This is a genomic window from Streptomyces sp. NPDC107538, from assembly GCF_055657445.1.
On record NZ_JBVKAY010000001.1, the window covers coordinates 481903 to 504560 of the forward strand.

The window sequence follows — 22658 nt, forward strand, 5'->3', positions numbered from 1 at the left end:
CGAGCGAATTCTTTCGACATGTGGGAGCGCTTCCATGGCCGCCATGCCCATGTCACGATGCCTTTCCCGCCGACCTCACAGGAAGGCCCCACGACGTGACCCCCACCCCCCACGACGGCCCGCGCGGACCACGGCGTCCGGTGCTCGTCGCGCTGCTGGGAGCGCTGGTGGCGCTGCTCGCCGCCACGCTCCTGACCGCCCCCGCGGCGGCCGCCGCGGACACACGGACCGAGGCCGCCCCCCGGGCCGCGCTCACCGAGATCACCGGTTTCGGCACCAACCCCAGCAACCTGCAGATGTACCTGTACGTGCCGGACAGCGTCACCGCGAACCCCGCGATCCTGGTGGCCGTGCACTACTGCACCGGCTCGGGACCGGCGATGTACAACGGCACCGAGTACGCCCAACTGGCCGACCGGTACGGGTTCATCGTGGTGTACCCGTCCGTCACCCGCAGCAGCAAGTGCTTCGACGTCTCCTCCCCGCAGGCGCTGACCCGCGGCGGCGGCAGCGACCCCGTGGGCATCAAGTCCATGGTCGACTGGACCGTCCGCACCTACGGCGCCGACACCGGCCGGATCTTCGCCACCGGCATCTCCTCCGGCGCGATGATGACCAACGTCCTCCTCGGCGACTACCCCGACGTGTTCGCCGCCGGCGCCGCCTTCGCGGGTGTGCCCTTCGCCTGCTTCGCCACCACCAACGGCTCGGAGTGGAACAGCGACTGCGCCAACGGCACCATCACCCGCACCCCGCAGGCCTGGGGCGACCTCGTCCGCGGTGCCTACCCGGGGTACACCGGCACCCGGCCCCGGATGCAGTTGTGGCACGGCACCACCGACGACGTCCTGCGGTACCCCAACTTCGGCGAGGAGATCAAGCAGTGGACCAATGTGCACGGGGTGAGCCAGACACCGGCCGCCACCGACACACCCCAGACCAACTGGACCCGCACCCGCTACGGCGGCACCGGTGACCGCGCCCCCGTCGAGGCCATCAGCCTCCAGGGCACCGGCCACAACCTCTACGCCTGGGGCATGGGCGAGCGCGTCCTCACCTTCTTCGGCCTCAACGGCTCCGGCCCCGCGCCCCAGCCCCCGGCCGGCCCCTGCAAGGTGACCGTCACCACCAATGCCTGGAGCACGGGCCTGACCGCGTCCGTGACCCTCACCAACACCGGTACGACGGCGGTCAACGGCTGGAAACTCGGCTTCACCCTGCCCTCCGGACAGACCGTCACCAACGGCTGGGGCGCCACGTACAGCCCGACGAGCGGCGCGGTGACGGCGACCAACGCCACGTACAACGCGGCGATCGCCCCCGGCGCGAGCGTCAGCATCGGCTACCAGGCCAACCACACCGGGAACAGCGCCGCCCCCTCGGCGTACACGCTCAACGGGACGGCTTGCACGACGGGTTGACGTGGCCCGTACGAGGCGACGGCCTCCGGTGCAGACCGGCCCTCCGGCTCCGGGCGTGCGCCGACGCGGCGCGCGCCCGGTCCCCGTTCGTACGTCTCCTGCGCCCGGTCCTCGTTCCTCCCGCTCCTGCCCCCGACCCCGTGCTTCCCCGCCCCTGCACCCGCACCCGCGCCCGCTCCCGCTCTCCGTCCCGTACCCACCGCCGGTATCCGCAGAAAGGCACCGCCCTTGCACCCGCACCCGCACTTGCCCTCGCGTCAGCCCGAACATCCGCTCGGCAGCCCCCGGCCCGCCGAGCCGTCGAGGCGGGGCCCGCTCGCGGCCGTGATCGCCGGCTGCGTCCTCGCCCTGGCCCTCGTGGTGGCCTCGTCGGCCGTGGTCGCCCTGGTCGGGAGTCCGCAGCGGACGGGCGGGGCCGGTAACGGCGACGGCAGGGAGACGTCCGCCCGGCACTGGGTGAACACCTGGTCCGCGATGCCCCAGCTCACCGAGCCGGGCAATATGCCGCCGGCGCCATTCACGGGGGACCGGGCCGTCCTGGTCGACACCACCCTGCGGCAGACCGTGCGCGTCACCACCGGCGGCGATCGCCTCCGGCTGCGCTTCTCCAACGCCTTCGGCGGCACCGCGCTGCCGCTGACGGCCGTGACGGTGGCCCTTCCGCTGGGCGGGCGGGCCGGGGTCGGGGAGGTCGAACCCGGTACCTCCCGAGCGGTGACCTTCAGCGGACGGCAGTCCACGACCGTGCCGGTCGGCGCCCAAGTGGTCTCGGATCCCCTGGACTTCACGCTGCGGCCGGGCACCAACCTGACCGTGACGGCGTACCTGGCCGAGGGGCAGGCCTCCCTCGCCCTCACCTCGCACCCCGGCTCCCGCACCACCTCGTATCTGCTGCGCGGCGACCACACCGAGGACGCGGACCTCCCCGGCGCGACGCCGACGAACCACTGGTATCTGCTCAGCGACGTCGAGGTGCTGTCCCGGGCCGCGACGACCGCCGTCGCCGTCCTCGGGGACTCGCTCACCGACGGCCGGGGCTCCACCACCAACGGCAACAACCGCTGGCCCGACCAGCTCTTCGACCGACTCCAGCAGCGGCCCGGCACCCGGCACATCGCCGTGGTGAACCAGGCGGCCGGCGGCAACCGCGTTCTCAACGACGGCCTCGGGCCCAACGCCCTCGCCCGCCTGGACCGTGACGTCCTGTCCCACAGCGCCGTCGAGCAACTGATCGTCTTCGAGGGCGTCAACGACCTGGGCACCGCCGAGGCCACGCCCGCCGCCCAGCAGCGCGTCGCCGCCGACCTGATCGCCGCCTACGAGCAGATCATCGTCCGCGCCCACGCCCAGGGCATCCGCGTCTACGGCGCCACCCTGCTGCCCTTCGGCGGCAACACCCCGTACGACGACACCGCCGGACACCGCGAGGCGGCGCGGCAGACCGTCAACGCCTGGATCCGCGGCAGCGGCCGGTTCGACGCCGTCCTCGACTTCGACCGCGCGGTCCGCGACCCGGGGAACCCCGGCCGCCTCCTCCCCGGCCTCCACGACGGCGACTGGCTGCACCTCAACCCCGAGGGCTACCGCATCCTGGCCGAGGCGGTCCCGGCCCGCCTGCTCCGGCGGGGGTGACCGGAGCGGTCTGCGCCCGGACCGGTGACCCCGATCCGCGACCCGGGACGTGTCGCCATGAGGGACTCCCAGTCGGGGAGCTTCACCACGCCTCTGCCCGCCCGCAGAGTGTTCTGCAGCGACTTGATCTTCTCGTGGTCCGGCGCCACCCGAGCACGTCCGGATCCTGCTGGACGAGGGTCTGGGCGGTGTAGCACCCGCTCGGCCCCGAACCGACGACGGCGACACACAGCACGGCGGAACTCCTTACGCGAGGAGATCGCTGATGCCTCAAGGATCCCACCGCCGGGCCGACTGGGGGAGGGCCGCGGAGGCGGGGGAGGGGCCGCGGAGGCCGGGGGCGGAGGCGGGGGACGGGCCGCCGCGGCGAGTGGCGGGGGTGCTGCGCCGTCGGGGTGCCGTGCGCCCCCGGGCTGCGTGGCTGTGCGCAGTGAATGTGATCATGCGCTTACGTTGCGTGGGTGCTGGAAACATCCTTTCTTAATCTTTCCGACCGCCACTGGCAGGACGGGGCGGTGACCGTGCGGCCCGCGTGGGAGGTGCAGGAGCAGAGCGGCGCCACGGCCTGGTTCAGCGCCGTACTGTCCTTCCCGGACGGCGCCGGGGTCGAGATGCTCGCCGTGGTCTGCGAGGGCCGCCTGTCCCTGGAGGACGTCCGCGCTCAGCCGCCGCTGTCCCTGGACGACCTGGCGGAGCTGGCCGACTGGATCGAGGGCCCCCTGTTCGAGGCGTGCGGCACCACGCCCGAGGTCCTGGAGGAAGAGCTGTCCGGGCCCCCGTACGGATCCGGCCGCCGGGCCAGACCCGCGTGGCCGCGCGGGGTGGAGGGGCGGCGGCTGGTGGCCGAGGAGTACCTCGCGGCCCAGCGGTCCGGCTACGACCCGGTCCTCGCCGTGATGTGCGCGACCGGGCACAGCCGCCGCAAGTCCCTCCGGATGATCGCCGGGGCACGCGACGAGGGCCTGCTCGGACCTCGTCACGCGCGACGCTGAGCCCGGACTACTCCGTCAGGTCGCGCATCCGGCTGATCTCGGTCGCCTGCTGGGCGATCACGTCGTCGGCCATCTCCTCGACCAGGATGTTGTTCCCCTGCGCCTTCACGTCCGTGGCCATGGTGATCGCCCCCTCGTGATGAGTGATCATCAGCTTCAGGAAGAGCGCGTCGAACTTCTCCCCTTCCAGCGTGGCGAGTTCCTTCAGCTGGGCCTCGGTCGCCATGCCGGGCATCGCCTCGTGGTCGTGCGAAGTCTCCCGCTCGTCACCGTCGTTGTTCTTCAGCCAGCCCTCCATGGCCGCGATCTCGGGCTTCTGGGCGGCGGCGATCCGCTCGGCGATCCGCTTCACCGGGGTCGACTTCGCACGCTCGGGGGCGAGTTCGGTCATCTCCAGGGCCTGGGTGTGATGCTGGATCATCATGCGCGCGTAGTCGAAGTCCGCGGAATTCGGAGAGTCGTCCTCCGCTCGCTGTTCCGCAACTTCCTCCGGCGAAAGGGTTTGAGCCGCCTCACCGGGTTTTCCGGGCGCGATCACCGCCGGTCCGCTCGACTTCGCGGAGCCGCCGTCGGGGGCCGCCTCCGACCCCGAGTCGCAGCCCGCGAGCGCCAGCAGAACGGCCGTCAGCGAGGCCGTGACCAGCGATGCGCGGGATGTGCGGCGAACGAGCACAGTGACCTCCTGGGACACGGCAACGGGCGTACACCTCGTGAGTGTTGACGAACGTTCCTAACACGCTTTCACGGGCCGTTGATCAAATTTGTTCGTTACAAATACATTGCTGTCTGTTGATCTGTGCATGATGAAGACGATACTTCGGAGGTGCCTGAACCGTTCACCTGCGAACGGCCATACGGGAGGACACAGTGACCCTGTTGAACAACCTACGGACCCGGCGCAGACGTCTGGGAGTCGCCGCCACTGCGGCCGGACTGCTGGCCGCGCTGCTCACCGCCGGACCGGCGGCGGCGACACCCGACCCCGGGGACTCGCCCGCCGCGCGAGAGAAGGTCTCCAAGAGCGACGCCGCCGAGGCGCGGGCGGCGATAGCCGCCGGCGAGATACCCGGCAAGGACGAGATCGTCCACTCCGCCAACATCCAGCATCTGACCAACATCCCGAAGGACGCGCTGCCGGGCACCAACTCGGACCTCGCCTTCCAGGGGAAGTACGCCTACGCCGGCAACTACGACGGCTTCCGGGTCCTGGACATCAGCGACCCGAAGGCCCCGAAGACGGTCGCCCAGGTGCTCTGCCCGGGCTCGCAGAACGACATCTCCGTCTCCGGGGACCTGCTGTTCCTGTCCACGGACTCCTCGCGCAGCGACAACTCCTGCAACAGCACCACGCAGCCCGCGAGCGAGAAGTCGTCGTGGGAGGGCATGAAGATCTTCGACATCAGCGACCCGAAGGCCCCGAAGTACGTCGCCGCCGTGGAGACGGCCTGCGGCTCGCACACCCACACGCTGGTGCCCGACGGCAAGAACGTCTACGTCTACGTCTCCTCGTACTCGCCGAGCGCCTCGTTCCCCGACTGCCAGCCCCCGCACGACGGCATCTCGGTCATCAAGGTGTCCCGCAAGCACCCCGAGCGGGCGAAGGTGGTGGGCTTCCCGGTCCTGTTCCCCGGTGAGGGCCCCGACGGCGGCGGCAACCCGGGTTCGCCCACGAACCCCGGTGTCTCCAAGACCACCGGCTGCCACGACATCACGGTGCTGCCGTCGAAGGACCTGGCCGCGGGCGCGTGCATGGGTGACGGCATCCTGTTCTCCATCAAGAACCCCAAGAAGCCGAAGGTCATCGACCGGGTCCAGGACAACGTGAACTTCGCGTTCTGGCACTCGGCCACCTTCAACCAGGACGCGAACAAGGTCGTCTTCACCGACGAGTTGGGCGGCGGCGGTGCGGCCACCTGCAACGCGGCGATCGGGCCGAACCGCGGGGCCGACGGCATCTACGAGATCGTCGGCAAGGGCGACAAGCGCAAGCTCGTCTTCAAGAGCTACTACAAGATCCCCCGCCACCAGGCGGACACCGAGAACTGCGTCGCCCACAACGGCTCGCTGATCCCGGTGAAGGGCAAGGACATCATGGTCCAGGCCTGGTACCAGGGCGGTGTCTCCGTCTGGGACTTCACCGACTCCACCAAGCCCCAGGAGATCGCCTACTTCGAGCGCGGCCCGATCTCCACCGACACCCTCGTCGGCGGCGGTACGTGGTCGGCGTACTACTACAACGGCTACATCTACTCGAACGACATGGTGAAGGGCTTCGACGTCCTGAAGATCGACGACCGGCGCACGGACCCGGCGGCTTCCGTCCGTCTGAATGAGCTGAACGTGCAGACGCAGCCGGACTACTTCGACCGGTAGAAGCACCGCGGCGGATTCGAGTCACCCGTCCCGCCGGCCCCCTCGGGGACCGGCGGGACACCCGGCTCCCGGCGTTCTCGTCGGCCGGAGCGGCGCGCGTTCATCGACCGGGGCGCCGGGCGAGAACATCCCGTAAGACCCGCGTCGACTCGCCGTCGGCGAACTATACTCAGCGCTTCCGGGTGGCGACCCTACGTGCTCCCGCCCGGCCGTTGTTCGTCCCGGGCCGCACGGGGGACGGTCCGGGACGGACGTCCAGCGGTGCCGAACAGCCGGGCGAACAGCCGGTCGCCGGACGGGAGTCGGACACCCGGCCCGCCGCGCGCGACGGCGCCCCGGCCGCCGCGAGGGGCGGCGGCCGACGGCTTCTCAGCCCACCAGATCCAGTACCTTCCGCAGCCCGTCCGGCCGTTCGGCGACGGGCAGATGGTCGACGAAGTGCACCCCGCACCCGAGAGCCGCCGCACCACCGTCGGCCCGCCGGTCGTCACCGACCATCAGCGTCTCCCGCGGGTCGACCCCCAACGCCTCACAGGCGAGCGCGAACAGCCGCGGGTCCGGCTTCTGGATGCCGTGCTCGTACGACAGCATGTACGCGCCGACGTACGGGTCGAGCCCGTGCGCGCGGAACACCGGCCGCAGATCCCACCCGATGTTGCTCACCACACCGACGGCCACCCCGCGCTCCCGCAGGGCGGCCAGGACCTCGGCGGCGTCCGGGTAGGGGCTCCACGCCGGCGGCGTCATATGGCGGTCGTACAGCGCGTCGTGGAGCGCCGCGTCGGGCAGCGTCACCCGGCGGGAAACGCCCGTGTAGGCGGCCCGGTGATGCTCGGCGCTCCGGTCCCGCACCGCCCACGGAGCGGCCAGGTCGCCCGCCGGCGGCTCCGCCGGGAGCGACCCGCCCGGCAGCGCGCCCGCCCGCTCCAGCGCCACGGCCGCCCGGACCAACTCCGGCTCGGGCAGCGTGAGACCGGCGTCCGCCAGGACCGCGCGGAGCCACGACTCGGTGGGCTCCGCGCGGAACAGGGTTCCGGAGAAGTCGAACAGCACCCCTTTGATCGTCATGCCGTCGATCCTTCGGGCCCGCCCGAACCCGGTCAAGTACGCATCGGGCCACGCCACTTCTCGTACGTCAGCACCGCCAGCGCGATCGTCAGGCCGCCCAGCAGCCAGCCGGCCAGCACGTCCGACATCCAGTGCACGCCCAGCCAGATCCGGGTCAGCCCGACGCCGACCACGGAGACGGCGGCCACCGCCACCGCCGTCCGCATGACGGTGCCGCCGACGCCGTACCGGCGCATCAGCCAGATCAGCAGACCGAGGACGACCGTGGCCGTCATGGCGTGGCCCGACGGGTACGCGGCGTAGTGGGCGGAGTCGACGGGGTCGGGCCACGCGGGCCGCTCCCGGCCGACCGCCGCCTTCAGGCCCTGCTGCAGCGCCGTACCCACCGCGCAGGTGACCGCCAGCCAGAGGGCGAGCCACCACTCCCGGTGGCGCCACACCAGCCAGCCCGCGGCGGCCGCGGCCAGCAGACGCATCGTCACCGGGTCCCAGACCCAGTCCGTCAGGATGCGGAACGCGTGGGTGATGCCCGGGCTGTCGACGGCCCATCTGTGGGTGGTGTTCGCGATGCCCTCGTCCAGCGACATGAGCGGCGTCCAGGAGAGCGCCACCAGGACGAGCAGCAGGACGGAGGGCACCGCGAAGGCCGCGGCGGCGCGGACGGTACGGGTGGTCGACGGCCGGTGGGGCGGCGCGTCGACGGTGGGGGTGTGCATACAGCGATCCTGGCCGACTCCCGTGGCTTCGGGCCAATGCCGGGGCGTGAGATCACTGTCACGCGCGGCGACCGGAGCAAAGCCGTCGCGTCGCACGTTGTCCTTGGGCTGCTCTTTGTCCCTTCTTTGCCCTGTCACGACCTGCCGAGTGCCCGCAAAGCGGGAACGAACGCCACCAACACGGGCACGGCAGGTACGAGGGCGGCGCACGCGGTCAGCCGCAGCCGGTGCGCCGGGGTGAGGCGCTGCGGGGGAGCGAGCAACCGGTGCACCCGCCGCGGCACATGGTCCTCCGGGGTCGGGCAGGGCCCGAACACACCCCGGTCCTCGTTGAGGCCCACGAGCGCCAGGGCGATGGTGAGGCGGCCGTGGCGGCGGGAGGCGGAGTCGTCGGCGGCGAGTTCGACCAGCCGGTCCATCTCGTCGCGGAACGCGGCGAACACCGGCACCCGGGGGAAGCCGCCGGCCAGCGCAGCCGAGCAGTGCAGCAGCCAGTGGTGCCGGGCCCGCGCGTGCCCCTGCTCATGGGCGACCACCGCGTCCACCTGCCGCCCCTTCAGCCGGCGCAACGCGGCGGTGGTGATGACCAGTCGGGGCGTGGGGCCGGGCAGCCACCAGGCGTCGGGCCGCTCGCCCTCCACCACGACCAGCCGCTCGCCGTCTGGCTCCTCGCCGGGCAACAGCGGGGCGCGCAGCCGGAGTTCGGCGTGGCGTCTTTGGTGCTCCCGCCGGGCCCGGACGACCTCGCGGACCAGCATCGCCCCGGTCCACAGCCCGCCGCAGGCGAGCGCCACGGCCGTGGCCACGGCCCAGGAACCCCCGCGGTCCAGCGCGTACGCCTCCACGACCCCGTCCGGCGCGGGCGCGAACACCCGCCCGCGCACCACGGCCCAGGCCGCCGCCGCGCTCAACGCCATCGACAGCGCGCAGCACAGCAGGACGGCCGCCACCACGCACTGCCACACCCACAGCGCGACCACCGGTTCACGGTCCGGCCAGTCGGCACGGGCCAGCAGCCGCGGGGCGACGACGGCGGTCAGGGCGCCGAGCAGCAACAACGCCGCGGGGACCATCATGAGCCGCAGCCTACGAGCGCGCCGCCGCCCGACGACACGGGCCGCCCCACCGAAGTGACACAGACCACGATCGAGTACGGCGGCGATGCCGCGCTCGGCGGTCACCCCGCGCTCGGCGGCCACCCCGCCCCCGGCGGCCACCCCGCGCCCGGCAGCGCCCGGCCGGCCCGTCGCTCAGACCGTCAGCAGCATGGCGAACATGCCGATGCCCATGGACAGCCGGCAGGCCCGCGCCAGCTCCGGCCGGTCCCCCCACCCGGGCGCCGAGACCGCCGCGCTCCCCGCGCCCGTCCCCGCCGGTACGGGTATGAGCCGGACGCCCGCCCACAGCACGTACCCGGCGAAGTAGACCAGCAGCACCCCCGTCACCAGGGGTGGCCCCGCGCCGCCGTGACCCCCGCCCGGCGAGGCGACCATCACCGCGGCCATGTAGACCATCGCCAGCGCCCCCACCAGGTGGTGCAGATGGTGCGCGCTCGTGCGCGCCGACCACAGCGCCCGCACGGCCGCCGCGCCGAACACCACCGCGTAGGCGAGCCAGGCCCAGCGCGGCGGGGCCACGGCCGCGGCGGGCACCGCCATCGCGGCCATGCCGAAGCCCATCAGCGCCTCCCCGCCCGCGGCGAGCCGCTGCTCCTCGACGGCGCTGCGCATCCGCAGCAGGCAGTAGCCCCCGGTCACCGCGCACAGCGCGACCAGCAGCCAGCCGGCCGCAACCGGTCCGTGCACCGCGCACCTCCATCGGTGGTCGGGCAGTCGGGTAGTCGGTCAGGGCATGCCCGGGCCCGATGGCGCGCATACGAGCGCAAGGGTGTACGCGGGGGAGCGCGCGGGAGTGCGGAACAACGGTGCGCGCCGGAGACGCATCCCACAGCGCGCCACAGCCCCGACGTATGTTTCACGAGTAAAACACCCGCTAAGGTTATGGCATGCGCAGCGCCCGCCCCTCCCGACCTCCCCGTGCCCACCGGCTCCCGCTCTCCGCCGCCCTCCGGCTGAACCGCCCCTCCGAGATCTGGTTCAAGCCCGCGCTCAGCGTCGTCGTCGCGACCGCCCCGCCGAACCTGACGCTGCTGGCCCTCGACCGCCTCGACCTGGCGATGTACACGATGGCCGGATCCCTGTGCGCGCTGTACGCCCACCACCGCCCGTACGCCGCCCGCGCCCGCACCCTCGCCCTGGTCGTGCTCGGCATGGTCGCCGGCCTCGCGGTCGCCCTGGTCACCGCCGCCCTCACCACGAACGCGGTGCTCCTGGTCACCGTCGGCGCACTCCTGGCCGCCGCGCAGAAGGCGCTGTGCGACGCGAGCCGGATCGGGCCGCCCGCCCATGTCATCTTCACCTTCGTCACCTCGGCGGCCCTCTTCCTGCCCCAGACCCTCGCCCAGGCCCCCGGTCACCTCGCCGCCTCCGCCGTCGCGGGCGCCTGGGCCTGGCTCGTCTGCATGGCCCCCGGCCTCCCGCGCCCCCACGGCCCGGAGCGCCGCGCCACCGCCCAGGCCCTGCGCGCGGTCGCCGCCCACGTCGAGGCGCCCGAGCGGCCCGGGTCCCGCACGGTCGCCGCGACCGCCGTGCACATCGCCTGGCAGACCCTGCTCACCGCCGGCGCCCGCACCGAACCTCGGCGCGCCCTCGAAGCGCTCCTGGTCCGCGCCGAGGTCGCCCTCGCCGCGCCCGCCGACGCCGACCCCGGCCGGCTGCGCGCCCTGGCCCGGGACCTGCGCGGCGCCCGGCCCCTCCCTCGAACCACCGCTCCGGCGGCGACGGCCGACGGGATGCGTGACGAGATGCGTGACGGGACGCGTGAGGAGAGGCATGCCGCGGAGCGCGAACTCGCGGGCGGGCGGACCCCGTTGTGGAGCAGGCTGGGCCCGGTCACCCCCCTCGCCGTCCGCACCGCCGTCGGCTGTGCCCTCGCCGGCTACGCCTCCCTCGCGATCGGGGTCGGCCGCCCCTACTGGGCCCTCGTCACCGCCGCCGCCCTCTACCAGGCCAACCTGACCCTCACCTGGAGCCGGGTCGTCCAGCGCGTCGTCGGCAACCTCGCCGGAGTGCTGGCCTTCGCCGCCCTGGTCCCGCTCGCCCACCTCGGCCCGGCCGCGCTCGTCCTGTGCTGCCTCGCGCTGAGCTTCGGAGCCGAGGCCCTGATCAGCCGCAACTACTGGCTCGGCACCGTCTGCGTCACCCCCATGGCCCTCCTCGTCACCGAGTTCGTCCGCTTCCAGAACCCCGGCGAACTGATCACCGACCGGCTCCTGGACACCGTCGTCGGCGCCCTGGTCGGCTTCCTCGCGGCGGTCGCCGTCACCAACCGGCGCGCCGGGGACCGCGTCGCGCACGCCCTCACCACCGTGGAACGCGCCCGCGCGCACACGCTCCGCACGGCCGCCGACCCGCACTCCCCGCCCGGCGCGCTGCCCGCCGCCCGCCGCGCCCTCGCCGGGGCCCTCGTCGAACTGCGTGCCGTCACGGACACCGCGAGCGGCGAATGGTGGCAACGCGCCTGGCCGTCGGAGCGGGTGACACACGCCGAACAGGCCGGACACCGTACGCTCGCGGCGACGGTACGACAGCACGGATTCCAGGCATCGGAGGGCGCACGGGCATGACGGCAGGCAACGGGCGGGCGGCGGGGAACGGAGCGGCGCTGGGGGACACGGTCGCCAAGGTGGTGCGCCAGTGGCAGACGGTGCACCCCGGTATCGACACCGCGCCGATGGAGATCATCGGCCGGGTCAACCGCTGCGCCGCCCTCCTCCAACAGGCCGAGGACGCGCCCCTGCGCCGCGCCGGTCTCACCCGCCCCGAGTTCGACGTCCTCGGCACCCTGCGGCGCACCGGCCACGAGCTGACCCCCAGCGAGATCGCCCGCGAGACCTTCGCCTCCGGCGCCGCCGTCACCAAACGCCTGAAGCTGCTCACCGAACGCGAACTCGTCGAGCGACGCGGCGACGACCGTGACCGCCGCGTCGCCCACGTCCGCCTCACCGACGCCGGCCGCGACCTCGTCGACAGCGTCATGCCGGAGCAACTGGCCTACGAGGAGGCCGTCCTCTCCGGCGTCGACACCGACGACCGCCGCGAACTCGCCGTACTCCTCGGCGAGCTGCTCATCCAACTGGAAGGCCGCCTGGGCCTGCCACGCGCCTAGGGCCTGTCTGACGGTCGGTCGCGCGTCCCTCGGGCGCGGGCCTGGTGCGCGGGCGTGCGCGGGTCGCGGATGTCGCCCCAGCGGGGTCCGTACACGTTCCGCCGGATGACGGGCTCGCGCAGGAAGTCGTGCGGGAAGCCCAGCGTGGGCGCGCTCACCTCGTCGAGCCGGGCGACCGCGTCCGCGTCGAGCCGCACCTCCACGCTCGCCAGGTTGTCCGCGAGCTGACGCGGTCCGGTGGCGCCGATGATCGGCACGACGTTGCCGGGGCGGCCGAGGAGCCAGGCGAGGGCCACCTGCGCCGGGAGCAGACCGCTCCGCTCGGCGATCTCCAGCACGGCGTCGATCACGGCGTCCTCGCGGGCGTCCGCGTCCGCCCCGCCGTCGCCGAGCCGCCCCGACTCGCCCCGCCGGTACTTGCCGGTCAGCTTCCCGGCCGCCAGCGGCGCCCACGCGAACACGGCCATGCCGAACCCCCGTGCCTGCGGCAGCAGTTCACGTTCCGGGGTGCGCTCCAGCAGGCTGTAGCGCAGCTGCGAGCCCGCGAACGCGGTCCAACCCCGCAGCTCCGCCAGGGTGTTGGCCTGGGCGATCTCCCACGCCGGCCAGTCCGACACCCCGACATACAGCACCTTCCCGGACCGTACGAGATCGTCGAGCGCCCGCATCACCTCGTCGACCGGGGTGAACTCGTCCCGGGCGTGCACCCAGAGCACGTCGAGCCGGTCGGTGCGCAGCCGCCGCAGGCTCGCCTCCACCGAGTCGACGAGGCTCTTGCGGTGGTTGCCCGCGGAGTTCACGTCGTCCTCGCGCGTCACGCAGGTGTACTTGCTGGCCAGGACGAAGCGGTCGCGGCGCCCGTCGAGGAGTGCGCCGACGATGCTCTCCGAGGCGCCCTCGGAGTAGTTGTTCGCCGTGTCGACGAAGTTGCCGCCCGCGTCCGCGTAGGCGTCCAGGAGCGGACGGCTCGCTTCGAGATCCACGGCACCCCAGCCGAACGTCATGGCCCCGAGGGCCAGTTCGCTCACCCGCAGACCGGTCCTGCCGAACAGTGTGTAACGCACGATGCATCCCTCCGAGCGGTTCGTGGACACGACGCTAGGAGGTGGAGAGCGCTCCAACGCAAACCGCGCGCGGGAGCGGGCCGGCCCTCTCAGCCCTCCGCGCCCGCCAGGTAGACGCCGAACATGGCCCCTTGGGGATCCCGCAGCACCGCGATACGCGGCCCGTCCGGCACCGTGGTGGGCTCCATCAGGAGGGTGCCGCCCGCTTCGGCGGCGACGCGGGCCGAGTCGTCGACGTCCTCCACCGCGAAGTACGGCAGCCAGTGCGAGGGGACCTCGGGCGGGAACTTCTCGTCCATCGTGATCATGCCGCCGAAGTCGGCGCCGTCGATGCCCCACTGCGTGTAGTGCCCGCCGGCGCTCACGCTCCAGCCGAACAGGGTCGTGTAGAAGGCCTTGGCGCGCTCCGGAGCGCGCGTCAGCAGCTCGACCCAGCCGAGCGCGCCGGGCGCGTTGAACAGCCCGGCGCCGGGGAAGGACCGCGCCTGCCACAGCTGGAAGGCCGCGCCGCCCGGGTCGAGTGCCACCGCGAACCGTCCGATGTCGAAGACGTCCATGGGCTCCAGCACGACGGCCCCGCCCGCCGCCCGTACCGACTCGGCCGCCGCGTCCGCGTCGGTCACGGCGAACGATACGTTCCAGGCCACCGGCTGCGACTCCTGGTACAGCGGGGAGAGCGCGGCGACCGCCGCGTCCCCGAGGTGCGCGACGCAGTAGCCGCCGGCCTCCTGGCGTGGATCGGTCTCCGGCCGCCAGCCGAACAGCTCGGCGTAGAACCGTTTCGCCGCCGCCAGATCGCTGGTCCCCAGCTCGGTCCAGCAGGGCCCGCCGGTCACCGGCTCGTCGAGCTTCATGGCGTTCCTCCCGGGACGGGGCGGCCCCCTTCCAGCACGCTATGCCCGTGCCCCCGCCCCGGCCACCGGGGTACGACCCGCCCGGCGCCCCCGGCCGGGAGGAGCGGCCGGGGCCGTCAGATCCCCGGCCGGTAGCGCAGCGGATGGTCCGCCGGGATCTCCACCAGCACGATCTCGGTGCCGTCCGGGTCGGCGATCCACATCTCGATCAGTCCCCACGGCTCCTTCACCGGAGGCCGCCGCACCTCCACCCCGGCCGCCACCAGCTCCTCGTGCGCCGCCGTCACGTCCGCGACCTGGAGCCACAGCTTCAGCGCGGGCGACGGCGGGGTCTCCGAGCGGCCGGCGACCTCCAGGAAACCGCCGCCGAGGAAGTACACGACGCCCCGGTGCTCGCCCGTACCGAACTCGCGGTACACGGGGAGCCCGAGCTGCTCGCCGTAGAAGGCGCGGGAGCGTTCGGGGTCGGTGGGGCGGAGGAGGGTGCGGCTGCTGAGTACGTGGATCATGTGGTCGAGGGTAGGCGCTCCACCTACCGCTACCCTCTTGGCTGTTCGAGCCGCACCACGAGCCGTCAGGAGCGCACCCATGGACACCGCCACCGGCCTGACCTTCCGCGATGCCACGGACGCCGACGTGGACGTCCTCGTCGCGCTGATCGAGTCGGCGTACCGCGGGGACTCCAGCCGGGCCGGGTGGACCACGGAGGCGGACATCCTCGAAGGGCAGCGGACCGACCCCGACGGTGTCCTCCAGGTCGTCAAGTCGCCCGACAGCCGGCTGCTCACCGTCGAGCGGGACGGCGCCGTCGTCGCCTGCTGCCAGCTCGAACACCGTGGTGAGCACGCCTACTTCGGGATGTTCGCGGTGAGCCCGGCCCTCCAGGGCGGCGGTCTCGGCAAGGTGATCATCGCCGAGGCGGAGCGGCTCGTGCGCGAGACCTGGGGCGCCCGGGAGATGCACATGACGGTGATCTCCGTACGGGACGACCTCATCGCCTGGTACGAGCGGCGCGGCTACCGCCGTACGGGACGGACGACCCCGTTCCCGTACGGCGACGAGCGCTTCGGCATCCCGCTCCGCGACGACCTGCGGTTCGAGCTGCTGGTGAAGCGGCTCGGGTGAGCGTCAGGCCGTGAAGCGGCCCGTGCGTTTGATGTCGGGGTAGTCGGTGGTCGCGCCGTCCAGCTGGAGGGCGCGGACCAGGCGCAGGTGGTCCTGGGTGTTGACCACCCAGCCGATGATCCGCAGGTTGGCCTTGCGGGCCTTCTCCACAACCTCCAGGGTCAGCCGCCGGATGTTCAGCACGAGGGTGGCGGCGCCCACCGCCACCGCGCGGTCCACGACGTCGGGGCCGTAGCGGCTGGCGACCAGCGCGGTGCGTACGCCGGGCACGAGACGGGCGATCTCGGCGACCGCCTCGTCGTGGAAGGACAGCACCTCGACCCGTCCCACCAGGTCGCGCCGGTGCAGGACCTCGGCGAGCGCGCGGGCCGCCGCCGTGTCCTTGATCTCGGCCTGGAGCGGTGCCCGTACCGCGTCCAGGACCTCCTCGAAGGTGGGAATCCGCTCGCCGCGGCCCGCGTCCAGGGCGCGCAGCTCGGCGAGGGTCTTGTCGGCGATGGGGCCCGTGCCGTCCGTCGTCCGGTCCACGTCCGCGTCGTGCATGACGACGAGCGCGCCGTCCTTGCTCAGATGCAGATCGAGTTCGATGACGTCGAGGCCCGCGCGATCGGCGGCCACGAAGGAACGGAGGGTGTTCTCGGGTTCGACACCCATGACTCCGCGATGACCGATGGTGAGGAAGTTCAAGGTTGACTCGCTTCCGTCGACGGCGGCTCGGCCCGCGTGACCGGGGGAGGGGCGGCACGCGGCTGGGGCGCAGCGTAGTCCTCCCGCCGTGCGATGCATCCGCATGTGCACGAGGCCTTTCGGGTCGTGTCACGCCGCGTGGGGCCCTGCCACGTCGGAGAACAGGACCGTTTCCGCACCCGTCCGGCACGGATCGGGTCATCCCTGAGTGGGCGAGTCCGGTGTGCGTTGACTCCGCCGGCCTCCGCGCGGAACCCGCCACGCACAAACTGTGACGCATGACGCGTGTGGCAGGAGATTCAGCGGTTAGGTACTGGGGGTGGCGGGAAGATTTCCGGCGGGATCGCTCATGATCGGTCTTGCGGTGGGGGGCCCTCGCTACGTACGGTGTCCTTACGAAAGTTTATCCCGTGGAGGATGGGTCATGACGGAAATTCTTGCGCAGTTGGGTGCGGAGGGCGGAGTTCCTTCGGTGTCCCGGGTGGTGGAACACCCGGCCTGGCCCCTGCTCAAGGACGCCGTGGAGCGGATCCGGCCATGGCAGTCCAAGGACGGCTCGATCGACTTCGCCGCCGAGCACGCCCCCGGCCCGGCCGCCGCCGAGCGCGCCGTACGGGATGTCGTCGAGGCCGTCGAGGCGCTGTCCCCGCTGCTGCCGCACGACGCCGCCTACCACGAGGCCCTCGTCAAGGACCTGCGGCGCTGGGCCGACGACGGCTTCGAGGTGCCCGACTTCCTGGACTCGCTGCTGGCCTTCCAGCCCGCCGCGAGCCGCGCGGACGGCCTCCAGCACCTGGTCGTCTTCCCGATGTACACACAGAACGGCAACCCGGACCGCAACCTCGAAGCGCTCGTGCTGCGCATGGTCTGGCCCGACTGGCTGGCCGAGCTGGAGCGCACCCGCTACGACAACCCGCTGTTCTGCGGCATCACCTTCGAGGACTTCACGGCCGGCTACGACACCAACTCGGCCGTCCTCTTCCCGGAGACCATCGCCGTGCGCGAGGCCCCGGCCCGCTTCTCCTGGGGCGGTATCTTCTGCGACCGCGAGGCCGCCCGCTTCCGCCGGGTCACCGAGGCCGCCGTCGACATCCTCGGCCTCGAACTGCCCGAGGACGTCGCCGCGATGGTCCACGACCAGAAGCGCTGCGAGGAGGCCTTCGTCCTGTGGGACATGGTCCACGACCGCACCCACAGCCACGGCGACCTGCCCTTCGACCCCTTCATGATCAAGCAGCGCCAGCCGTTCTGGATGTACGGCCTCGAAGAGCTGCGCTGCGACCTCACCGCCTTCAAGGAGGCCGTGAAACTGGAGGCCGACGGCGTCCCGCAGGCCCGTGACGTGCAGTACGCGGTCCTCTTCGACCGCATGTTCCGCTTCCCCGTCACCGGCGAGCGCGTCCGCAACTACGACGGACTCGGCGGCCAGCTCCTCTTCGCCTACCTGCACAAGCACGACGTCGTCCGCTGGACCGACAACAAGCTGCACATCGACTGGCAGCGCGCCCCGCAGGTCACCAACCAGCTCTGCGCCGACATCGAGCAGCTCTACCGCGACGGCATCGACCGCCCGAAGCTCGTCCACTGGTTCGCCGGATACGAGCTGGTCGCGACCTATCTCTCCCCGCACCCCGGCTCCCGCTGGGCCAAGGGCCCGGACGCCCTCGATCTGACGCAGCCGCCGCGGAAACTCGTCGACGACGTGCTTCCGGACGAGTTTCCGCTCAGCATGTTCTATGAGGCGCTCGCCAAGAAGCTGAAGAACGTGATCGCCTCCACCAAGGGCATCACCGCGGCGGACACCGAGCGGGCCGCCGCGTGAGCGCCCCCGTCGCGGACGTCACAGTCGCTGCCCAGGAGGCGAAGACCATGCAGAACGGCAACGGTGCACTGAGCGGCGCGGTGGTCGCGGTGGCGGGCGCGGGCGGACCCGCCGGCCGGGCGGCCCTGCTGCGGCTGGCCGAGGCGGGCGCGATCGTCGTCGGCTCCGACAACGACCCCGAGCGGCTCTCCGAGGCCGTCGACGCGGCCCGCTACGCGCACGGCGGCGCCACCGTCGTAGGCGACACGGTCGACCTGCTCGACCTCCAGTCCACCCGGGACTGGGCCACCCGTATCGAGAAGGACTTCGGCCGGGTCGACGGCCTGGTCCACCTCGTCGGCGGCTGGCGCGGCAGCGAGACCTTCACCCGGACCAGCCTCGACGACTGGGACTTCCTGGAGATGCTGCTGATCCGCACCGTGCAGCACACCTCCCTCGCCTTCCACGAGGCCCTCCAGCGCAGCGAACGCGGCCGGTACGTCCTGATCAGCGCGGCCGGCGCCAGCAAGCCCACCGCCGGCAACGCCGCGTACGCCGCCGCCAAGGCCGCCGCCGAGGCGTGGACGCTCGCCACCGCCGACTACTTCCGCAAGGCGGGCGGCCCCGACGGGCCGACCTCCGCGGCTGCCATCCTGGTGGTGAAGGCGCTGGTGCACGACGCGATGCGCGCCGACCGCCCCAACGCGAAGTTCGCGGGCTTCACCGATGTCACGGAGCTGGCCGAGGCCATCGCCGGGGTCTGGGACAAGTCCGCCGCCGAAGTGAACGGAAACCGTCTGTGGCTGACCGACAAGCCGTGAACCCTCCGAAGACCGACGCACGACGCCATCACGACCCGGAGATCCGCGGCTTCGCCAGCGACAACTACGCGGGGGTCCACCCCGAGGTGCTCGCCGCCCTGGCCCTGGCCAACGGCGGGCACCAGGTCGCGTACGGCGAGGACGAGTACACCGAGAACCTCCAGCGGATCGTGCGCGGCCACTTCGGCGCCACCGCCGAGGCGTTCCCCGTCTTCAACGGCACCGGCGCCAACGTCGTCGCGCTCCAGGCCGTCACCGACCGCTGGGGCGCGGTGATCTGCGCCGAGAGCGCGCACATCCACGTCGACGAGTGCGGGGCGCCCGAGCGGGTCGGCGGACTGAAGCTGCTCACCGTGCCCACTCCCGACGGCAAGCTCACCCCCGAGCTGATCGACCGGCAGGCGTACGGCTGGGACGACGAGCACCGGGCGATGCCGCAGGTCGTCTCGATCACCCAGAGCACCGAACTGGGCACCCTCTACACGCCCGAGGAGATCCGCGCGATCTGCGAGCACGCCCACGCGCACGGCATGAGGGTGCACCTGGACGGCTCCCGGATAGCCAACGCCGCCGCCTCCCTGGACGTTCCGATGCGGACGTTCACCAACGCGGTCGGTGTCGACCTGCTCTCCCTGGGCGGCACCAAGAACGGCGCGATGTTCGGCGAGGCGGTCGTGGTGATCAACCAGGACGCCGTCCGGCACATGAGGCATCTGCGCAAGCTGTCCATGCAGCTCGCCTCCAAGATGCGGTTCGTGTCGGTGCAGTTGGAGGCCCTGCTGTCGCGGGACCTGTGGCTGCGCAACGCCCGCCACTCCAACGAGATGGCCCAGCGGCTCGCGGAGGGCGTCCGCGCGGTCCACGGGGTGGAGATCCTCCACCCCGTGCAGGCCAACGCCGTCTTCGCCCGCCTCCCGCACGACGTGAGCGAACGTCTGCAGAAGCGGCACCGCTTCTACTTCTGGGACGAGGCGGCCGGCGACGTCCGCTGGATGTGCTCCTTCGACACCACCGAGGAGGACGTGGACGGGTTCGTGGCGGCGCTCAAGGAGGAGATGGCCCGCTGACGTCCACGAAGACGACAGTCGACAGACTGCATAGGTATGCGTTCACCTGAAAAGTCATTGACTATCGGGTGATCGTTTTCCTATGCTCTGCGGGCATGGAGCTGATCCAGCAGAACCCCGACCTGTCCGCATACTTGGCCGCCGACGAGGTGATCGACCATGACCATCCCCGGGTGCGGGAGACGGCCGCACGACTCGCCAAGGACGCGACCGACTCGTATGACTATGCGCGAGCGGCGTACGAGTTCGTGCGCGACACCATTCCCCACTCGGCCGACTCCGGTGATCTGCGCGTCACCTGGCGGGCCTCCGACGTCCTGGAGCGGCGGACGGGCATCTGCTACGCCAAGGCCCACGCGCTCACCGCCCTGCTGCGCGCCGAGGACATCCCGACCGCGCTCTGCTACCAGCGGCTGGCGCACGACGACGGCGAAGGACACGTCGTCCACGGCCTGGTCGCCGTGCGCTTCGGCGGGGAGTGGCACCGCCAGGACCCCCGCGGCAACAAACCGGGTGTGAACGCCCGGTTCTCGCTGGCGGGGGAGGAGTTGGCCTGGGTGCCCGACCTCGACGCGGACGAGGTGGACTACCCGGTCCTGTACGCCGCCCCGCACCCGGCGGTGCTCGACACACTCAAGACCGCCACCGACCGTCCGCACCTCTGGCGAACGCTCCCTGCGGAACTCTGACGTGCGGCCGGAGGTGTGGCTTCCGCCATAGGCCGCCGCCGGGTCGAGGTGATCGGTGGTGGGCGCCGTCGACCTCGTCGGGGCGGGCTTCATCGGGTCCCTGTCCGCCTACTGGGACCCGTGAAGCCCGCGCCGGGCGCGGAGGTCAGCGGGCCTCGGCCTCGCGGACCTGTTCCGGGGTCGGGGCCGTGCCCCCGAGGTGGGCCGGCATCCACCAGGTGTCGTCCGGGCCCTTGGGGCGGACCGGGTACGCGCGCTGCGCGGCCTCCAGCAACTCCTGGACGCGCTCGCGCAGTTGACGGGTGATGGCGCCCGCGTACTTGTCCTTGGAGGCCTCTATCGCCTCGCCCACCCGGATGGTGATCGGGATGTGGCTGCGCTTGAAGTTGCGCGGGTGCCCCTTGGTCCACAGCCGCTGGGTGCCCCACACGGCCATCGGGATCAGCGGGACGCCCGCCTCCTGCGCCAGCCGCGCGGCACCCGACTTGAAGCTCTTCAGCGTGAACGACTGCGAGATGGTGGCCTCGGGGAAGACACCGATGATCTCACCGGAGCGCAGCGAGTCCAGCGCGTGCGCGTAGGCCGCCTCACCCTGCTTGCGGTCCACCGGGATGTGCCGCATGTTCCGCATCAGCGGACCGGAGACCTTGTGCCGGAAGACCGACTCCTTGGCCATGAAGCGCACCAGCCGCTTCTGCGGCAGCGCCGCCAGGCCGTCGAAGATGAAGTCCAGGTAGCCGATGTGATTGCTCACCAGCACCGCGCCGCCCGAGCGCGGGATGTGCTCCGACCCCTTGAGGTCGATCTTCAGGTCCCAGACCTTGAACAGGGTTTGGGCGAGACCGATCGCGGGACGGTAGACAAGCTCTGCCATGGGCGGAGTGGACCCTTCTCTCTGCCTGGACGGGGTCTCCGGGCGGGAAGTTACGCAGCCGTAGGTTTACGGCATCTCGCAGATCGTGCCCCAAGAACGCACGGGTGACCAGTCTTGACGCCGGCCGGGAGCGAGATTCTCGTCACGTCGGACACACGATCGACCAGTCCGAAGTTCACGCGGCCGTCACTACGCACGCACGGCCACGCGACGGACGAGCAGATACATCTCGCACCCCAGGCAGTACCCGAACACCGCGTTCAGGAAGGCCGCCGCGAGAGCCGCCCCGGTCGCCGCGAACCCCAGCCACTCGGGCCCCGCCGTGAAGCCGACCAGGCCCGCCGCCGCGAAGACCAGCCCGACCGCCTGCGCGAACCGCGGCGGCTCCGGTGCCTCGAACTCCGTCGGCGGCCCGATGCGGGGCCGTACGAGCGTGCGGAAGACCCAGCCGTACGGCGAGAACCCCACTCCACCCGCCGCGCCCAGCGCGAACACGAACGTCTGCCAGCCCAACAGGCGGCCGCTGCTGGTGATCAGCGCGACCGCCAACACCACGGTCGTCACGGCGGCCCCGAAGCGCGGGCCCCTCACATCGATGTCCATGCGTCAAGCATCCCGCAGGCCGATCTCCGTTCGGGAGTCGGGAATCTTTGCAGTCTCGTGAACGCTTAAGCACGCTGTGACCGGACTTGTGGTGTGTGGACTGGTGCTCGCGGCGGCGAGCGTCTACGGAGTGCTGCAGCGGCGGCGGAGCGGGAGGGTCAGAGTGCGCGGGCGGGACGGCGACAAACTGCTCGGGGCGGCGGAGTTGGGGCACGGGCTCGGCGAACGGGCCACGCTCCTGCAGTTCTCCAGCGCCTTCTGCGCCCCCTGCCGGGCGACCCGCAGGGTGCTCGCCGACGTGGCCGGAATGGTGCCCGGCGTGACCCATGTGGAGATCGACGCCGAGGACCACCTCGACCTCGTACGCCGGCTCGACATCCTCAAGACCCCGACCGTGCTCGTGCTCGACGCCGATGGCCGGATCGTGCGCAGGGCAACCGGGCAGCCGCGCAAGGCGGATGTGATCGCCGCGCTGGGTGAGGCCGTGTGAAGCCGCACACCGGGACGCACTTGACTGCACACCCCAGCTATCGTCAGCCTGACCTTATGCCCCGAGCACTCCTTCTCTTCGAGCGTGTCCATGTGGATCTCGTCCGCACGGCCAGTTCGCGCTGTCCGGGTACCTGAGCGCCCCCGGCCCAGCC

At 72.0% G+C, this 22658-nt stretch carries 23 protein-coding genes and 1 pseudogene; 12 read left to right on the forward strand and 12 right to left on the reverse strand.

Features of this window, described 5'->3' with window-relative positions:
* Positions 1-95: 95 nt before the first annotated feature.
* Together ACZ7MG_RS02120 and ACZ7MG_RS02125 are read left to right on the forward strand one after the other, a co-directional pair.
* Positions 96-1421 carry an extracellular catalytic domain type 1 short-chain-length polyhydroxyalkanoate depolymerase gene (locus tag ACZ7MG_RS02120; RefSeq protein ID WP_471385864.1) on the forward strand — a complete coding sequence of 442 codons (1326 nt, stop codon included), beginning with the start codon at positions 96-98 and terminating at the stop codon, positions 1419-1421.
* 324 nt (positions 1422-1745) lie between these two features.
* Positions 1746-3053, forward strand: coding sequence for an SGNH/GDSL hydrolase family protein (locus ACZ7MG_RS02125; RefSeq protein WP_471386463.1), 1308 nt, complete (start codon positions 1746-1748; stop codon positions 3051-3053).
* Positions 3054-3154: 101 nt separating this feature from the next.
* Here the strand turns inward: ACZ7MG_RS02125 and ACZ7MG_RS02130 are convergent.
* Positions 3155-3288 (reverse strand): annotated as a pseudogene (locus ACZ7MG_RS02130) (NADP oxidoreductase); the annotation flags it as partial.
* Between the two features lie 280 nt (positions 3289-3568).
* On the opposite strand from ACZ7MG_RS02130, the gene ACZ7MG_RS02135 reads away from it, so the two are divergent.
* On the forward strand, positions 3569-4045 hold the full coding sequence (locus ACZ7MG_RS02135; protein ID WP_471386460.1) for a DUF6214 family protein: 477 nt from the start codon (positions 3569-3571) through the stop codon (positions 4043-4045).
* A gap of 7 nt (positions 4046-4052) precedes the next feature.
* On the opposite strand, the gene ACZ7MG_RS02140 is transcribed toward ACZ7MG_RS02135, so the two are convergent.
* Positions 4053-4718 (reverse strand): DUF305 domain-containing protein, encoded by a 666-nt coding sequence (locus tag ACZ7MG_RS02140; RefSeq protein ID WP_471385862.1) that lies wholly within the window; start codon positions 4716-4718, stop codon positions 4053-4055.
* Between the two features lie 194 nt (positions 4719-4912).
* Here ACZ7MG_RS02140 and ACZ7MG_RS02145 point away from each other — a divergent pair, with 194 nt between their 5' ends.
* On the forward strand, positions 4913-6418 hold the full coding sequence (locus tag ACZ7MG_RS02145) for an LVIVD repeat-containing protein (protein WP_471385860.1): 1506 nt from the start codon (positions 4913-4915) through the stop codon (positions 6416-6418).
* A gap of 369 nt (positions 6419-6787) precedes the next feature.
* Here ACZ7MG_RS02145 and ACZ7MG_RS02150 read toward each other — a convergent pair whose 3' ends face one another.
* The 4 genes from ACZ7MG_RS02150 to ACZ7MG_RS02165 form a co-directional block, all read right to left on the reverse strand.
* Positions 6788-7486 carry an HAD family hydrolase gene (locus tag ACZ7MG_RS02150; RefSeq protein ID WP_471385858.1) on the reverse strand — a complete coding sequence of 233 codons (699 nt, stop codon included), beginning with the start codon at positions 7484-7486 and terminating at the stop codon, positions 6788-6790.
* A gap of 32 nt (positions 7487-7518) precedes the next feature.
* Positions 7519-8202 carry a phosphatase PAP2 family protein gene (locus ACZ7MG_RS02155; protein WP_471385856.1) on the reverse strand — a complete coding sequence of 228 codons (684 nt, stop codon included), beginning with the start codon at positions 8200-8202 and terminating at the stop codon, positions 7519-7521.
* Between the two features lie 134 nt (positions 8203-8336).
* Positions 8337-9278, reverse strand: a complete 942-nt coding sequence (locus ACZ7MG_RS02160; protein ID WP_471385854.1) for a M56 family metallopeptidase — start codon at positions 9276-9278, stop codon at positions 8337-8339.
* 174 nt (positions 9279-9452) lie between these two features.
* Positions 9453-10007 (reverse strand): DUF5134 domain-containing protein, encoded by a 555-nt coding sequence (locus ACZ7MG_RS02165; RefSeq protein WP_471385852.1) that lies wholly within the window; start codon positions 10005-10007, stop codon positions 9453-9455.
* 200 nt (positions 10008-10207) lie between these two features.
* On the opposite strand from ACZ7MG_RS02165, the gene ACZ7MG_RS02170 reads away from it, so the two are divergent.
* The gene (locus ACZ7MG_RS02170; RefSeq protein WP_471385850.1) at positions 10208-11887 is read left to right on the forward strand and encodes an FUSC family protein; all 1680 of its coding nucleotides are present in this window, start codon (positions 10208-10210) and stop codon (positions 11885-11887) included.
* Positions 11884-12429 (forward strand): MarR family winged helix-turn-helix transcriptional regulator, encoded by a 546-nt coding sequence (locus ACZ7MG_RS02175; RefSeq protein WP_471385848.1) that lies wholly within the window; start codon positions 11884-11886, stop codon positions 12427-12429. Before ACZ7MG_RS02170 ends, ACZ7MG_RS02175 begins: the two co-directional genes overlap by 4 nt.
* Here ACZ7MG_RS02175 and ACZ7MG_RS02180 read toward each other — a convergent pair.
* The 3 genes from ACZ7MG_RS02180 to ACZ7MG_RS02190 all read right to left on the reverse strand — a co-directional run bounded on the left by ACZ7MG_RS02180 (position 12426) and on the right by ACZ7MG_RS02190 (position 14856).
* The gene (locus ACZ7MG_RS02180) at positions 12426-13493 is read right to left on the reverse strand and encodes an aldo/keto reductase (RefSeq protein WP_471385846.1); all 1068 of its coding nucleotides are present in this window, start codon (positions 13491-13493) and stop codon (positions 12426-12428) included. The two genes, ACZ7MG_RS02175 and ACZ7MG_RS02180, sit on opposite strands and share 4 nt — an antisense overlap.
* An 89-nt stretch (positions 13494-13582) precedes the next feature.
* Complete coding sequence (locus tag ACZ7MG_RS02185) at positions 13583-14347, reverse strand: VOC family protein (RefSeq protein WP_471385844.1); 765 nt, start codon at positions 14345-14347, stop codon at positions 13583-13585.
* Positions 14348-14463: 116 nt separating this feature from the next.
* Positions 14464-14856, reverse strand: coding sequence for a VOC family protein (locus ACZ7MG_RS02190; RefSeq protein ID WP_471385842.1), 393 nt, complete (start codon positions 14854-14856; stop codon positions 14464-14466).
* Between the two features lie 79 nt (positions 14857-14935).
* Between ACZ7MG_RS02190 and ACZ7MG_RS02195 the strand changes: the two genes are divergently transcribed.
* A complete protein-coding gene (locus ACZ7MG_RS02195; protein WP_471385840.1) occupies positions 14936-15472 on the forward strand; it encodes a GNAT family N-acetyltransferase in 537 nt (178 codons plus the stop codon).
* A gap of 3 nt (positions 15473-15475) precedes the next feature.
* Here ACZ7MG_RS02195 and ACZ7MG_RS02200 read toward each other — a convergent pair whose 3' ends face one another.
* On the reverse strand, positions 15476-16159 hold the full coding sequence (locus tag ACZ7MG_RS02200) for a glycerophosphodiester phosphodiesterase (protein ID WP_471385838.1): 684 nt from the start codon (positions 16157-16159) through the stop codon (positions 15476-15478).
* Between the two features lie 424 nt (positions 16160-16583).
* Between ACZ7MG_RS02200 and ACZ7MG_RS02205 the strand changes: the two genes are divergently transcribed.
* The 4 genes from ACZ7MG_RS02205 to ACZ7MG_RS02220 all read left to right on the forward strand — a co-directional run bounded on the left by ACZ7MG_RS02205 (position 16584) and on the right by ACZ7MG_RS02220 (position 20537).
* Positions 16584-17981 carry a DUF6421 family protein gene (locus ACZ7MG_RS02205; protein WP_471385836.1) on the forward strand — a complete coding sequence of 466 codons (1398 nt, stop codon included), beginning with the start codon at positions 16584-16586 and terminating at the stop codon, positions 17979-17981.
* 47 nt (positions 17982-18028) lie between these two features.
* Positions 18029-18781: an SDR family NAD(P)-dependent oxidoreductase gene (locus ACZ7MG_RS02210; protein ID WP_471385834.1), complete on the forward strand. Its 753-nt coding sequence runs from the start codon at positions 18029-18031 to the stop codon at positions 18779-18781.
* Positions 18778-19848: a threonine aldolase family protein gene (locus ACZ7MG_RS02215; RefSeq protein ID WP_471385832.1), complete on the forward strand. Its 1071-nt coding sequence runs from the start codon at positions 18778-18780 to the stop codon at positions 19846-19848. Before ACZ7MG_RS02210 ends, ACZ7MG_RS02215 begins: the two co-directional genes overlap by 4 nt.
* A 95-nt stretch (positions 19849-19943) precedes the next feature.
* The gene (locus tag ACZ7MG_RS02220) at positions 19944-20537 is read left to right on the forward strand and encodes a transglutaminase-like domain-containing protein (protein ID WP_471385830.1); all 594 of its coding nucleotides are present in this window, start codon (positions 19944-19946) and stop codon (positions 20535-20537) included.
* Between the two features lie 145 nt (positions 20538-20682).
* On the opposite strand, the gene ACZ7MG_RS02225 is transcribed toward ACZ7MG_RS02220, so the two are convergent.
* The gene (locus tag ACZ7MG_RS02225; RefSeq protein ID WP_471385828.1) at positions 20683-21411 is read right to left on the reverse strand and encodes a lysophospholipid acyltransferase family protein; all 729 of its coding nucleotides are present in this window, start codon (positions 21409-21411) and stop codon (positions 20683-20685) included.
* A 189-nt stretch (positions 21412-21600) separates the two neighbouring features.
* The gene (locus ACZ7MG_RS02230) at positions 21601-22014 is read right to left on the reverse strand and encodes a DUF4395 domain-containing protein (RefSeq protein ID WP_471385827.1); all 414 of its coding nucleotides are present in this window, start codon (positions 22012-22014) and stop codon (positions 21601-21603) included.
* Between the two features lie 76 nt (positions 22015-22090).
* Between ACZ7MG_RS02230 and ACZ7MG_RS02235 the strand changes: the two genes are divergently transcribed.
* Positions 22091-22504: a TlpA family protein disulfide reductase gene (locus ACZ7MG_RS02235; RefSeq protein ID WP_471385825.1), complete on the forward strand. Its 414-nt coding sequence runs from the start codon at positions 22091-22093 to the stop codon at positions 22502-22504.
* Positions 22505-22658 lie beyond the last annotated feature (154 nt).